At 67.5% G+C, this 13543-nt stretch carries 12 protein-coding genes; 7 read left to right on the plus strand and 5 right to left on the minus strand.

The window, feature by feature from the left end; all coding sequences use genetic code 11:
• The first annotated feature begins 18 nt into the window (after positions 1–18).
• The 7 genes from ABL843_RS16735 (at position 19) to ABL843_RS16765 (ending at position 7904) form a co-directional block, all read left to right on the plus strand.
• Entirely contained in the window at positions 19–1026 is a 1008-nt protein-coding gene (locus tag ABL843_RS16735; protein WP_093202278.1) for a D-2-hydroxyacid dehydrogenase family protein, read from the plus strand.
• Entirely contained in the window at positions 1023–2180 is a 1158-nt protein-coding gene (locus ABL843_RS16740) for an MFS transporter (protein WP_418116569.1), read from the plus strand. The genes ABL843_RS16735 and ABL843_RS16740 overlap by 4 nt, the downstream gene beginning before the upstream one ends.
• A gap of 150 nt (positions 2181–2330) precedes the next feature.
• Entirely contained in the window at positions 2331–3851 is a 1521-nt protein-coding gene (locus ABL843_RS16745; protein ID WP_418116570.1) for a 3-hydroxyacyl-CoA dehydrogenase, read from the plus strand.
• Positions 3852–3884: 33 nt separating this feature from the next.
• The gene (locus ABL843_RS16750) at positions 3885–4667 is read left to right on the plus strand and encodes an oxepin-CoA hydrolase, alternative type (protein WP_418116571.1); all 783 of its coding nucleotides are present in this window, start codon (positions 3885–3887) and stop codon (positions 4665–4667) included.
• Positions 4668–4744: 77 nt separating this feature from the next.
• Positions 4745–5464: a Crp/Fnr family transcriptional regulator gene (locus tag ABL843_RS16755; protein ID WP_093202289.1), complete on the plus strand. Its 720-nt coding sequence runs from the start codon at positions 4745–4747 to the stop codon at positions 5462–5464.
• 32 nt (positions 5465–5496) lie between these two features.
• Entirely contained in the window at positions 5497–6603 is a 1107-nt protein-coding gene (locus ABL843_RS16760) for a phosphotransferase (RefSeq protein WP_418116572.1), read from the plus strand.
• A gap of 29 nt (positions 6604–6632) precedes the next feature.
• Entirely contained in the window at positions 6633–7904 is a 1272-nt protein-coding gene (locus ABL843_RS16765; protein WP_019652449.1) for an acyl-CoA dehydrogenase family protein, read from the plus strand.
• A gap of 70 nt (positions 7905–7974) precedes the next feature.
• On the opposite strand, the gene ABL843_RS16770 is transcribed toward ABL843_RS16765, so the two are convergent.
• The 5 genes from ABL843_RS16770 to ABL843_RS16790 form a co-directional block, all read right to left on the minus strand.
• Positions 7975–8478: a GNAT family N-acetyltransferase gene (locus ABL843_RS16770; RefSeq protein ID WP_418116573.1), complete on the minus strand. Its 504-nt coding sequence runs from the start codon at positions 8476–8478 to the stop codon at positions 7975–7977.
• Positions 8475–9812, minus strand: coding sequence for a phosphoglucosamine mutase (gene glmM / locus ABL843_RS16775; protein WP_418116574.1), 1338 nt, complete (start codon positions 9810–9812; stop codon positions 8475–8477). Before glmM ends, ABL843_RS16770 begins: the two co-directional genes overlap by 4 nt.
• The gene (gene folP / locus ABL843_RS16780; protein ID WP_418120485.1) at positions 9809–10630 is read right to left on the minus strand and encodes a dihydropteroate synthase; all 822 of its coding nucleotides are present in this window, start codon (positions 10628–10630) and stop codon (positions 9809–9811) included. The genes glmM and folP overlap by 4 nt, the downstream gene beginning before the upstream one ends.
• A 125-nt stretch (positions 10631–10755) precedes the next feature.
• On the minus strand, positions 10756–12675 hold the full coding sequence (gene ftsH / locus ABL843_RS16785) for an ATP-dependent zinc metalloprotease FtsH (RefSeq protein WP_019652445.1): 1920 nt from the start codon (positions 12673–12675) through the stop codon (positions 10756–10758).
• A 166-nt stretch (positions 12676–12841) separates the two neighbouring features.
• On the minus strand, positions 12842–13510 hold the full coding sequence (locus tag ABL843_RS16790) for an RlmE family RNA methyltransferase (RefSeq protein WP_369662178.1): 669 nt from the start codon (positions 13508–13510) through the stop codon (positions 12842–12844).
• Positions 13511–13543: the final 33 nt, after the last annotated feature.

Here is a 13543-nt window from a genome sequence, read left to right on the forward strand (position 1 = left end):
GAGGCACAATGGCACGCCATGAACATTGTGATCCTCGACGATTACCAGGACGCCGTACGCAAGCTGCGCTGCGCTTCCAAGCTGGACGCATACGCGGCCAAGGTCTATACCAACACGGTCAAAGGCATTGGGCAGTTGTCGGTCCGACTCAAGGACGCCGACGTGATCGTGCTGATCCGCGAACGCACCCAGATCTCGCGCCAGCTCATCGAGAAGCTCCCGAAGCTCAAGCTCATTTCCCAGACGGGGCGCGTCGCCGGACACATCGACGTCGCGGCCTGCACCGAGCGCGGCGTGGCCGTGGCAGAGGGTTCCGGCTCTCCCCAGGCGCCCGCCGAGCTCACCTGGGCGCTCATCATGGCCGCCATGCGCCGGCTGCCGCAGTACATCAGCAACCTCAAGCACGGCGCCTGGCAGCAGTCCGGGCTCAAGTCGGCCTCGATGCCGCCCAATTTCGGCATCGGCTCCGTACTCAAGGGCAAGACTCTGTGCATCTGGGGCTACGGGCGCATCGGCCAGCTGGTGGCGCGCTACGGGCAGGCCTTCGGCATGCAGGTCGTGATCTGGGGCCGTGAAGCCAGCTGCGCCAAGGCGCGCTCCGACGGCTTCCAGGTGGCCCAGAACCGCCATGAGTTCTTCGCCGCGGCCGACGTGCTGTCGGTGCACCTGCGGCTCAACGAAGAGACCAACGGCCTCATCACCCTCGAGGACCTCTCGCGTATGAAGCCGACCGCCCTGTTCGTGAACACCTCGCGCGCGGAGCTGGTCGAGGCCGATGCCTTGCTCGCGGCCCTCAACCGCGGCCGCCCGGGGCTCGCGGCCGTCGACGTGTTCGAGAGCGAACCACCGCTGCAGGGCCACGCGCTGCTGCGCCTCGAGAACTGCATCTGCACGCCGCACATCGGCTACGTCGAGCAGGAAAGCTACGAGAGCTACTTCGGCCAGGCCTTCGACAACGTCGTGAGCTACATCAACGGCAACCCCACGAACATCGTGAATCCCGGCGCGCTGCAGGTCCGTCGGTGAGCCAGCCGGCGCCACGGAGGGCGCTCTGGGCGCTGCTTGCCGGCAATTTCGTGATCGGAACGGGCGTGATGGTCGTGCCCGGCACGCTCAACGAGATCAGCGCCTCGCTCTCGGTCACGGCCGCCACGGCGGGGCAGCTCATCACTGCCGCCGCGGCGGTCATGTGCGTAGGCGCACCGTTGCTGGCCGCCGCAGTGGCCGGATGGGACCGCCGCCAGCTTCTCGCCCTCACCCTCCTCTGGTACGCCATCGGCCACGTTCTCTGCGCGCTGATGCCCACCTTCGGCGCCCTGCTGCCGGTGCGCATGCTCACGGTGATCGCGCCCGCGATCTTCACGCCCCAGGCCGCCGCCTGTGCCGGCCTGCTTGTGCCGCCGGAGCATCGCGGGCGGGCCGTGACCTTCGTCTTTCTCGGCTGGTCGATGGCCTCTGTGCTGGGCCTGCCCATCGGCGCGCTGATCGGCGGGCACCTGGGCTGGCGCATGGCTTTTGCGGCGATTGCGGCGCTCAGTGTCGCGAGCGCGACATCGGTGTGGCTCACCTTGCCCAACGGCATCCGCCCCGCCGCGCTGACGGCCGCCGCATGGTCGCGCGTGCTGCGCAGCCCGGTGCTGATGGGCATCGTCTCGGTCACGGCGCTGCAGGGCGCGGGCCAGTTCGTGCTGTTCAGCTATTTCGGTCCGATCCTCAAGCAGAGCTTCGGCGCCGACGCCACCACGCTGAGCGCGATGTGGGCGCTGTTCGGTGCCTGCGGGCTGGTCGGCAACATGGTGGTCAGCCGCTTCATCGACCGCGTGGGCGCCGGGCGCATGGTGCTCGTCACCACGGTGCTGATCGCCTCCAGCCTGCTGCTGTGGCCGCTGGCCTCCACGCTGGCCTGGCTGGCGGTGGTGCTCGTTCCCTGGGGACTGGGCTGCTTCGCGACCAACTCGGCGCAGCAGGCCCGCCTGGTGGGCCTGGCGCCCGCGCTGGCGCCGGGCTCGGTGGCGCTCAACAGTTCCGGCATCTACACCGGGCAAGCCGTTGGCGCAGCGCTGGGTGGCTGGCTGCTCGCCAACGATGCGGGCGCATGGATGAGCTGGGTCGGCCTCGGCCTGCTGATGGTCGCCATCTCGCTGAGCGTGGCCATCGACCGCAGCCGTCGTGCGCCCTGAAAGCGCGCCCCCGCGTAAAACCCGTCACGCCCCGCCCGCGCGGGGCTGCAAAATCGAAGACTTCGACAGCGGTGCCGATGCGTACGACACCTGTGTCGACGCCTGCCCCGCAGGTCCGGATACCACCCAACCAGTGAAAATCTCCAGCAAATGACAGTGAACTACTCCCGAATCGGCGTCGTCGGCGCCGGCGCCATGGGTCGCGGCATCGCGCAGATCGCGGCGCAGGCAGGCAGCGAAGTGCTGCTGCTCGACAGCTTTGCGGGCGCCGCCGAGCGCGGGCGCGAAGCCCTCAGTGCCCAATGGAACAAGCTGCACGAGAAGAACAAGATCGATGCCGCCATGCGCGACGCGTACATCGCCCGCGTGAAGGCTGTCGATTCGATCCAGGCGCTGGCGGGCTGCGACCTGATCGTCGAAGCCATCGTCGAAGACCTGGAAGTCAAGCGCAAGCTCTTCAGCGAGCTCGAAGGCGTGGTGGCGGAGACTGCCACGCTGGTCACCAACACCTCATCCCTCTCGGTGACGGCCATCGCAGCCGGCCTGAAGCATCCGGCGCGCGTCGCGGGCTTCCACTTCTTCAACCCGGTGCCGTTGATGAAGGTGGTCGAGGTGGTCGCGGGCTTCAAGACCTCGCCCGATGTGTGCAAGCAGCTCGCCGGCTACGCCACGCAGATGGGCCACAGCGCCGTGCAGGCGCAGGACACGCCCGGCTTCATCGTCAACCACGCCGGCCGCGGCTATGGCACCGAGGCGCTGCGCATCGTCGGCGAAGGCGTGGCCGACTTCGCGACCGTCGACCGCATCCTCAAGGACCAGGCCGGCTTCCGCCTCGGCCCCTTCGAGCTGCTGGACCTGACGGCGCTCGACGTGTCGCACCCGGTGATGGAGTCGATCTATCACCAGTACTTCGAGGAGCCGCGCTTCCGCCCCAGCGTGATCACCGCGCAGCGCCTTGCTGCCGGCGCGCTGGGCCGCAAGACCGGTGAAGGCTTCTACCGCTACGACGACGGCGTGATGCAGCAGGTGCCCGAGGCGCCCGCGCCGGTGGTCGAGGGCACGCCTTCGGTGTGGGTGTCGCCGCGCGCGGCACGCCGTGCCGAGCTGCTGCGCCTGGTGAACACGCTGGGTGCGCAGATCGACAGCGGCGCCACCGCCGCGCCGCATTCGCTGATCCTGGTGGCGCCGCTGGGCTTCGACGTGACGACGGTGGCCGCCGTCGAGCGCCTGGACGCCACGCGCACCGTCGGCATCGACATGCTGATCGACGATGCAGCCACCAAGCGCCGCGTGCTCGCCACCAACCCGGCCACGCGCCGAGACATCCGCGATGCCGCGCACGCACTCTTCGCGCGCGACGGCAAGGCCCTGAGCGTGATCCGCGACAGCGGCGGCTTCGTCACGCAGCGCGTGATCGGCACCATCGTCAACATCGCCGCCGACATGTGCCAGCAGCGCGTGTGCACGCCGGCCGACCTCGAGACCGCCGTGCAGCTGGGCCTGGGCTATCCGCGCGGCCCGCTGGCCATGGGCAACCTCTACGGACCGACCAACATGCTCGAGGTGCTGTTCAACCTGCAGACGGTGTATGGCGACCCGCGCTATCGCCCGAGCCCATGGCTGCGCCGCCGCGGCGCGCTGGGCCTGAGCCTGCTGCACGAGGAAGAATGATCACGAAATGAACGAGGAGCACGGAAGCGAGCCATGAGCACCGCAGAACTCAAGAGCACGAGCGAGGGCAGCACCATGGTGCTGACGATCTCCAACCCGAGCCAGCGCAACGCGCTGGGCCCCGACATCTACGCAGCGGGCATCGAGGCGCTCAACGGCGCCGAGAACAGCGCGGAGATCCGCAGCGTGGTCATCGTGGGCGAAGGCTCATGGTTCTGCGCCGGCGGCTCGCTGCAGCGGCTGCTGGCCAACCGGCAGCTCGACCGCTCGGTTCAGGCCGAGAGCATCGAGGGCCTGCACAACTGGATCGACTCGATCCGCACCTTTCCCAAGCCGGTCATCGCCGCCGTCGAGGGCGCGGCTGCCGGCGCGGGCTTCTCGCTCGCGCTGGCCTGCGACTTCGTGGTGTCGGCGCGCGATGCGGTCTTCGCGGCCTCGTACAGCAACGTGGCGCTGTCACCCGACGGCGGCCTGAGCTGGCACCTGGGCCTGCAACTGCCGCGCCAGCTTGCGAGCGAATGGCTGATGAACGGCGAGCGCATCGAGGCTTCGCGCCTTCATGCGCTGGGCCTCGTCAACGAGCTCACCGAAAGCGGCCAGGCCCTCGCGGGCGCGCTGGCGCTGGCGGGCCGGCTCAATGCGCGCGCACCGAACTCGCTGGCCAGCATCAAGGAGCTGCTGAGCGAGGCCCGGGGCGCCACGCTGGCATCGCAGCTCGCGCAGGAGCGGGACCATTTCGTGCGCAACCTGCACCACGCGAACGCGGGCATCGGCATCGCCGCGTTCCTCGAGAAGAAACCGCCGCAGTACGAATAGCCCAGTAACCGAGCGGCGCCGCACGGCGTCGCTCCCGTGACACCCACCAGCTTTCCAGTCGCCGAGAGGACAGACCAATGGACGACCCCATTCTTACCATCGAAGAACGTGAAGCGATCAACAGTGGTCGCTGGTTTTCTTCCCTTTCTCCATCGCTGCGGCACGACATCCTCCGATGCGCCTTCGTCAAACGCTACAAGGACGGCGACCTGATCGCTGCCCGCGGCGATCCGCCCGAACACTGGATCGCCTGCGCCAAGGGCGCGGTGCGGGTGAGTTCGACGGCCGTCTCGGGCAAGCAGGTGACGCTGACCTACGTGGAGCCGGGCATCTGGTTCGGCGACGTGGCGATGTTCGACGGGGACCGGCGCACGCACGACACCTACTCGCATGGCGACACCACCATCCTGTGCGTGGCGCGCGCCGACTTCCAGAAGATCCTGGCCTCGCACGTGGAGCTGTACGAGGCGCTGATGCGGCTGCAGGCGCGGCGCATCCGCACGCTCTTCGGGCTGGTGGAAGACCTCAACACCCTGCCCCTGCGCGCGCGGCTGGCCAAGCAGCTCATCCACCTGGTGCGCAGCTACGGCGTGCCCAACCTGGAAGACGGCAGCCAGATGCGCATCGGCTTGCAGCTCGCGCAGGAAGAACTGGCGCAGCTGCTGGGTGCGTCGCGCCAGCGGGTCAACCAGGAGCTCAAGACCATGGAGCGCGAGGGCACCATCCGCATCGAGCCGGGCGGCCTCGTGGTGCTCGACCGCTCGGCGCTGATGCGCGTCTCGGAAGCTGAAAGCTAGAACGACAACGACAGGCAGATAGACATACCGACATGAGCCAGGACTTCTCCTCCTTCATCGGCACCCGTGCCGTCTCGCAACAGCACGCCTTCGACGTCGACGCGCTCGCAGCCTGGCTCGGGAAGAACCTCGACGGCTTCAAGGGCCCGCTGACGGTCGAGATGTTCAAGGGCGGCCAGTCGAACCCGACCTACAAGCTGATCACGCCCACGCAGAGCTACGTGATGCGCGCCAAACCGGGCCCGGTCGCGAAGCTGCTGCCCTCGGCCCACGCGGTGGAGCGCGAGTACAAGGTGATGAGCGGCCTGGCGGGCACCGACGTGCCCGTGCCGCGCATGTACTGCCTGTGCGAGGACGAGAGCGTCATCGGCCGCGCCTTCTACGTCATGGAGTTCATGCAGGGACGCGTGCTGTGGGACCAGTCGCTGCCCGGCATGAGCAATGCCGAGCGCGCCGCCCACTACGACGAGATGAACCGCGTGATCGCCGCGCTGCACACCGTCGACTTCGCCGCCCGCGGCCTGGCCGACTACGGCAAGCCCGGCAATTACTTCGAACGCCAGATCGGCCGCTGGAGCAAGCAGTACAAGGCCTCGGCCGACGGCGCGGGCGAGCTCTCGCAGCCCATCGAGGCCATGGAGCGGCTGATCGACTGGCTGCCCGCGCACATGCCCGCGAGCGCGCGCGACGAGAGCAAGGTGTCGATCGTCCATGGCGACTATCGCCTCGACAACGTGATGTTCCACACCACCGAGCCGCGCATCATCGCCGTGCTCGACTGGGAACTGTCGACGCTCGGCCACCCGCTGGCCGACTTCAGCTACCACTGCATGTCGTGGCACATGCCCCCGACCACCGGGCGCGGCATCGGCGGCGTCGACGTCGCCTCGCTGGGCATTCCCACCGAGAGCGAATACATCCGCCGCTACTGCGAGCGCACCCGCATCAGCACGCCCGAGGCGCTGGCGCCGGACTGGAACTTCTACCAGGCCTACAACCTGTTCCGCATGGCCGCGATCCTGCAAGGCATTGCCAAGCGGGTCGAGGCCGGCACCGCGTCGAGCGAGCAAGCCGTGGCTTCGGCCCGCGGCGCCCGCCCCATGGCCGACATGGCCTGGCAGTTTGCCCAAAAGGCATAAGCCGCCCCACCCCACCAGGAGAGACAAAGATGGACTTCGAATACTCGGCCAAGACCAAGGACCTGCAAAAGCGCGTGCAGGCATTCATGGACGACCACATCTATCCGGCCGAAGCCGAGTACGCCGCCGAGCTGGCCGCGAACACCGCCGCCGGCAAGCGCTGGACGGCGCTCAAGACGGTCGAGAAGCTCAAGGAGAAGGCCAAGGCCCAGGGCCTGTGGAACCTGTTCCTGCCGGTCGACAGCGCCGCCGCCTCGGGCTATGACGGCGCGGGCCTGACCAACCAGGAATACGCACCGCTGGCCGAGATCATGGGTCGCGTGCCATGGGCTTCGGAAGCCTTCAACTGCTCGGCGCCCGACACGGGCAACATGGAGACCATCGCCCGCTACGGCTCCGAAGAGATCAAGGCCCGCTGGCTCAAGCCGCTGCTCGAAGGCCAGATCCGCTCTGCCTTCGCCATGACCGAGCCTGAAGTGGCCTCGAGCGACGCCACCAACATCTCCACGCGCATCGAGCGCCAGGGCGACGAGTACGTCATCAACGGCCACAAGTGGTGGATCTCGGGCGCGGCCGACCCGCGTTGCGCGGTCTTCATCACCATGGGCAAGAGCGACCCCGAGGCGCCGCGCCACTCGCAGCAGAGCATGATCGTGGTGCCGGCCGACGCCAAGGGCATCCGCATCGTGCGCCCGCTGAACGTGATGGGCTACGACGACGCGCCGCACGGCCACGTCGAGATGTACTTCGAGAACGTGCGCGTGCCCGCCAGCAACATGCTGCTGGGCGAAGGCCGCGGCTTCGAGATCGCCCAGGGCCGCCTCGGCCCGGGACGCATCCACCACTGCATGCGCCTGATCGGCCTGGCCGAGCGCGCGCTGGAGCTGATGTGCAAGCGCGCCTCCTCGCGCGTGGCCTTCGGCAAGACCGTGGCATCGCAGACCGTGACGCAGGAGCGAATCGCCGAGGCCCGCTGCAAGATCGACATGGCTCGCCTGCTCACGCTGAAGGCTGCATGGCTGATGGACGTGGCCGGCAACAAGGTCGCGAAGAACGAGATCGCCATGATCAAGGTCGTCGCACCGTCGATGGCCTGCCAGGTGATCGACTGGGCCATGCAGGTCCACGGCGGCGGCGGCATGTGCGACGACTTCCCGCTGGCTTCGGCCTACGCCGGCGCGCGCACGCTGCGCTTCGCGGACGGTCCGGACGAAGTGCACCGCAATGCGATCGCCAAGTGGGAACTGGGCAAGTACGCGCCGGGCAAGGCCGATGCCGAAATGCCGGTGACGCGCTTCTGATCTGGCGGTAGAGAACAAAGGGCCGGTGGCGAACGATTCGCCCCGGCCCTTTTCCTTTGGTGGTTTGCCCTCAGAGCCTCTTCTGCAGGAAGACAGCGGTGCCGAATGCCGGATCGAGCTGGTAGCCCGCGAAGCCTTCGCGCTCGTAGGCGCGCAGCGCGGGCGCGTTGCCCGAAAGCACCTCCAGCGTGAGCTTGCACGCGCCGCGGCGGCGAGCTTCTTCCTCTACCAGCGAGAACATCTTCTGCGCCACGCGCTGCCCGCGATGGCTGGGCAGCACGACCACGTCGTGCACGTTCACCAGCGGCTTGCAGGCGAAGGTCGAGAAGCCTTCGATACAGTTGATCAGGCCCACAGGCTGCCCGCCGTCGAAAGCCAGCACGCTGAAGGCCTGGGGACGCGCGGCCAGCGCCGAGGGCAAGCCTGCGAGCACCGCGGGATCGAGCGGTGTGCCGCCGCCGGCCGGGTCACCGGCATAGGCGTCGAGCAGACCGACCAGGGCGGTCGCGTGGGCGGCGTTGCGGTAGTCGGCGATGAAGACTTCGATCGGCTGCGCGCCGGCCGCTGCTGTCATCGCGCAGGCTCCAGCGTGGCCGCGAGGCGCCTGGCGCACGACTCGGCCTGCTTCGCATCGCGAGCCTCGACCATCACCCGAACCAGCGGCTCGGTGCCGCTCGCGCGGATCAGCACGCGGCCCGAATCGCCGAGTTCGGCCTCGATGCGCGTGGTTTCGCTGGCCAGCGCCTTGTTGGCCTTCCAGTCCTGGTCGGGCGAGATGCGCACGTTGATCAGCGTCTGCGGGAACAGCGTGACGCCTTCGAGCAGCTGCGCTACCGCCTTGCCGCTGCGCACGCAGGCCTGCAGCACCTGCAGCGCGCTCACGATGCCGTCGCCGGTGGTGTGGCGGTCGAGCGCCAGCAGGTGGCCGGAACCCTCGCCGCCCAGCAACCAGCCGCGCTTGTCGAGCTCTTCGAGCACATAGCGGTCGCCGACCTTCGCGCGCACGAATTCGATGCCCTGCCCGCGCAGGGCGACTTCGACGGCCTTGTTGGTCATGAGCGTGCCGACCACCCCCACCGGCTTGTCGCCGCGCGCGATGCGCTCCGACACCATCAGGTAGAGCAGCTCGTCGCCGTTGAACAGGCGCCCGCTCGCGTCGACCAGCTGCAGGCGGTCGGCGTCGCCGTCGAGTGCGATGCCATAGTCGGCCTTCTGCGCCGTCACCGCGGCGATCAACGCCTCGGGGTGCGTGGCGCCGAAGCCCTTGTTGATGTTCAACCCGTCGGGCGAGACGCCGATGCTGGTCACTTCCGCGCCCAGCTCGTGGAACACGTTGGGCGCCACCTGGTAGGCCGCGCCGTGTGCAGCATCGACCACGAGCTTCATGTCGCGCAGCGTCAGGTCGTTGGCGAAGGTGCTCTTGCAGAACTCGATGTAGCGGCCGGGCGCGTCGTTGAGGCGGCGGGCCTTGCCGAGGTTGGCGGAATCGACCCAGACCGGGTCTTCCTCCAGCGCGGCCTCGACGGCCAGCTCCCAGGCGTCGTCGAGCTTGGTGCCCTGCGCGCTGAAGAACTTGATGCCGTTGTCCGGATAGGCGTTGTGGCTCGCGCTGATCACCACGCCGAGGCTGGCGCGCTGGGCGCGCGTGAGATAGGCCACGCCGGGCGTCGGCAGCGGGCCCAGCAGCACCACGTCGACACCCGCCGAATTGAAGCCGGATTCGAGCGCGGATTCGAGCATGTAGCCCGAGATGCGCGTGTCCTTGCCGATCAGCACCGTGGGGCGAGACTGCGTCTTCTTGAGCACGCGGCCCACGGCGTGCGCGAGGCGCAGGACGAAGTCGGGAGTGATGGGCGCCTTGCCCACGGTGCCACGGATGCCATCGGTGCCGAAATATTTGCGGGTCATGGTGTGGGTGCCTGTCCTTGTGGTTGTAGTTGTGACTTTTCCTGAGCCTTCATTGCGCGCCATACCGCGAGCGAGGCGACCGTGTCGCGCACGTCGTGCACGCGCACCACGGCAGCGCCCCGATCCGCCGCCAGCACGGCAGCAGCAACGCTGGGCACGATGCGCTCGCCCGCCATCTCGATGCCGGTGACGGCGCCGATCGACGACTTGCGCGACCAGCCCAGCAGCAGCGGATGACCCGCCGCGAGCAGTTCGCGCTGGCGCGCGAGCAAGGCGAAGTTCTGCGCCACCGTCTTGCCGAAGCCCACGCCGGGGTCGAGCGTGATGCGCGCAGCGTCGACGCCGAGGTCGTAAAGAAGCTGCGCCTGCTCCCGCAGGAAAGAAAGGACTTCCGGAACGACATCGCCCGACATGGGCACGGCCTGCATGGTCTGCGGATCGCGGTGCATGTGCATCAGGCAGATGCCGCAGGAGGGATGCGCCGCGACCGCCTCGCGCGCGCCCGGCTGGCGCAGCGCCCAGATGTCGTTGACGATGTCCGCGCCCAGGTCGAGCACGGCGCGCATGACCTCGGGCTTGTAGGTGTCGATGGAGATCGGCGCATTGAGCTTCACCGCCTCGCGCACCACCGGCACCACGCGCGCCAGCTCGGCCTCGAGCGGCACCGCGGGGCTGCCGGGGCGGGTCGATTCGCCGCCGATGTCGAGGATGTCTGCGCCCTCCTTCAGCAACTGCTCGCAGTGCCGGAGGGCGGTCTCGGTGGAGGCATGAGCGCCGCCGTCGGAAAAGGAATCGGGCGTGACGTTGACGATGCCCATCACGCGCGGCTGCACAAGGTCGATGCGGAAGCGGGAGGTCTGCCAGAAAGCGCTGCCGGCCGCCGCGTGTCCGCCATCGAAAACGGGGCCAGAGGCCCCGTTGTGGTTTGACGCCGGATTCGCGCTCACGCTGCGTTGGGAGCCGGGTCGGTCGTCACGGCCGGCGTGCCGCCGCTGCCGCCACCGCTGCCCGAAGGCGGGATGCGGGGCGTCCAGTCCTTGGGAGGACGGGGCGCGCGGCCAGCCATGATGTCGTCGAGCTGCTCGGTATCGATGGTTTCCCATTCGAGCAGCGCCTTGGCCATTGCGTGCATCTTGTCGCTGTTCTCCTCGATCAGGCGGCGCGCCAGGGCGTATTGCTCGTCGATGATGCGGCGGACTTCCGAGTCGACCTTCTCCATGGTCTGCTCGCTCATGTTCGTGGTCTTGGTGACCGAGCGGCCCAGGAACACTTCGCCTTCGTTCTCGGCGTAGACCATCGGCCCAAGGGCATCGCTCATGCCGTACTTCATGACCATGTCGCGCGCCAGGTTGGTCGCACGCTCGAAGTCGTTGCTGGCACCGGTGGTCATCTGGTGCATGAACACTTCCTCGGCGATGCGGCCGCCGAACAGCATGCTGATCTGGTTCAGCATGTACTCGCGGTCGTAGCTGTAGCGGTCCTGCGAGGGCAGGCTCATGGTCACGCCGAGGGCGCGGCCGCGCGGAATGATCGTGACCTTGTGGACCGGGTCGCACTTGGGCAGCAGCTTGCCGATGAGGGCATGGCCGGACTCGTGGTAAGCCGTGTTGCGGCGCTCTTCCTCGGGCATGACCATGCTCTTGCGCTCGGGGCCCATGAAGATCTTGTCCTTGGCCTTTTCGAAGTCCTGCATCTCGACCACGCGCGCATTGCGGCGGGCGGCCATCAGGGCAGCTTCGTTGCAGAGGTTGGCCAGGTCTGCGCCCGACATGCCGGGCGTGCCGCGGGCGATCACGCTCGGGTTCACATCCTGGCCCAGAGGGACCTTGCGCATGTGCACGCCGAGGATCTGCTCGCGACCACGGATGTCGGGCAGCGTGACGTAGACCTGGCGGTCGAAACGGCCGGGGCGCAGCAGCGCGGCGTCCAGGATGTCGGGGCGGTTGGTGGCAGCCACCACGATCACGCCGAGGTTGGTTTCGAAGCCGTCCATCTCGACCAGCATCTGGTTGAGCGTCTGCTCGCGTTCGTCGTTGCCGCCGCCGAGGCCGGCACCGCGCTGGCGGCCCACCGCGTCGATTTCGTCGATGAAGATGATGCAGGGAGCGTTCTTCTTGGCGTTCTCGAACATGTCGCGGACGCGGGCAGCGCCCACGCCGACGAACATTTCGACGAAGTCGGAACCGGAGATCGAGAAGAAAGGCACCTTGGCCTCGCCGGCGATCGACTTGGCCAGCAGCGTCTTGCCGGTGCCCGGAGGGCCGACCAGCAGCAGGCCGCGCGGAATGCGGCCGCCAAGCTTCTGGAAGCGCTGCGGGTCCTTCAGGAAGTCGACCACTTCACGGACTTCCTCCTTGGCTTCGTCGCAGCCCGCGACGTCGGCGAAGGTGACCGTGTTGTTGTTCTCGTCCATCATGCGGGCCTTGCTCTTGCCGAAGCTGAACGCCCCGCCCTTGCCGCCGCCTTGCATCTGCCGCATGAAGTAGATCCACACGCCGATCAGCAGCAGCATCGGCCCCCAGCTGACCAGCAGGGTCATGAGCAGGGAGCTTTCTTCGCGCGGCTTGACGTCGAACTTGACGTTGTGGTCGATCAGGTCGCCCACGAGGCCGCGATCGAGCACGGTTGCAGTCGTGCGGATCTTGCGGTCGTCGTTCGTGACGGCGACGATCTCGCCGCCTGCGGCGCCTTCAGGAATGACGGCGCTCTTGATCTGGTTGTTGCGGACCTGGTCCAGAAACTCGGAGTAGCTGACTGTCCCCGAGCCGACGCCGCCGCGGGTGTCGAACTGCTTGAAGACAGTGAACAACACCATGGCGATGACGAGCCACACGGCAACTTTGGAAAACCACTGATTGTTCAAACGAAGCTCCAGGCTAAAGCGCGTGACAGGTGAATGAAAAAACGCGCTGTGGGTACGCAATTGCGCCCCATTTTAGGCTTTTCAAGCTGCGAAAAGCTGGCATTTCCCTAATGCGGCCATAGCCTGACATGGGTTTGCGCCGCAAAGGATGTTGCTCGGGCCGGTATCAAGGCGTATCCACGGCCTTCAGTCCTACCCCGACCAGGAAGGTCTCGGCCGATTTGTCCCGGGACGCCTTGGGTTTGAAGGGTTTCACGACACGGAAATTGGCCTTGAAAAGCTTCACCAGCTCGTCGTAGCCGCTGCCATGGAAAACCTTGGCCACCAGCGCGCCCTCGGGCTTCAGGTGGTTCTGGGCGAAGTCGATGGCGAGCTCGATCAGGTGCGAAACGCGGGCTGCGTCGGCCGAATGGATGCCCGACAGGTTGGGCGCCATGTCCGAAACCACAAGATCGGCCTTGCGCCCGGCCAGCACGCCCAGCAGTTGCTGCAGCAGCTCGTCTTCGCGGAAATCCCCCTGCAGGAAGATCACGCCCTCGATGGGCTCCATCGGCAGCAGGTCGAGCGAGACGATGGTGCCGTTCAGTTCACCGGCCGCGGCCCCGCCCGGCGACATGCGCCGGCGCAGGTACTGGCTCCATGCGCCCGGGGCGGAGCCGAGGTCCACCACCAGCTGGCCTGGCTTGACCAAGCCGAGGGATTCGTCGATCTCCTTGAGCTTGTAGGCCGCGCGAGCCCGGTAGCCCTCCTTCGTGGCGAGCTTCACGTAGGGGTCGTTGATATGGTCGTGCAGCCACGCCTTGTTGACTTTCTTGCTTTTGGCTTTGGTGCTCATGGGGGTCTTCGTGTACGGGTCGATAATACGGGG

The sequence above is a fragment of the Variovorax sp. 350MFTsu5.1 genome (assembly GCF_048302515.1).
Lineage (GTDB): Bacteria > Pseudomonadota > Gammaproteobacteria > Burkholderiales > Burkholderiaceae_C > Variovorax > Variovorax guangxiensis.

Bases quoted from the DNA above. Each gene is read 5' to 3' on its own strand.
- ABL843_RS16735 (WP_093202278.1), top strand. From the start codon at position 19: ATGAACATTGTGATCCTCGACGATTACCAGGACGCCGTACGCAAGCTG.
- ABL843_RS16745 (WP_418116570.1), top strand. From the start codon at position 2,331: ATGACAGTGAACTACTCCCGAATCGGCGTCGTCGGCGCCGGCGCCATG.
- ABL843_RS16750 (WP_418116571.1), top strand. From the start codon at position 3,885: ATGAGCACCGCAGAACTCAAGAGCACGAGCGAGGGCAGCACCATGGTG.
- ABL843_RS16755 (WP_093202289.1), top strand. From the start codon at position 4,745: ATGGACGACCCCATTCTTACCATCGAAGAACGTGAAGCGATCAACAGT.
- ABL843_RS16760 (WP_418116572.1), top strand. From the start codon at position 5,497: ATGAGCCAGGACTTCTCCTCCTTCATCGGCACCCGTGCCGTCTCGCAA.
- ABL843_RS16765 (WP_019652449.1), top strand. From the start codon at position 6,633: ATGGACTTCGAATACTCGGCCAAGACCAAGGACCTGCAAAAGCGCGTG.
- ABL843_RS16770 (WP_418116573.1), bottom strand. From the start codon at position 8,478: ATGACAGCAGCGGCCGGCGCGCAGCCGATCGAAGTCTTCATCGCCGAC.
- glmM (WP_418116574.1), bottom strand. From the start codon at position 9,812: ATGACCCGCAAATATTTCGGCACCGATGGCATCCGTGGCACCGTGGGC.
- folP (WP_418120485.1), bottom strand. From the start codon at position 10,630: ATGGGCATCGTCAACGTCACGCCCGATTCCTTTTCCGACGGCGGCGCT.
- ABL843_RS16790 (WP_369662178.1), bottom strand. From the start codon at position 13,510: ATGAGCACCAAAGCCAAAAGCAAGAAAGTCAACAAGGCGTGGCTGCAC.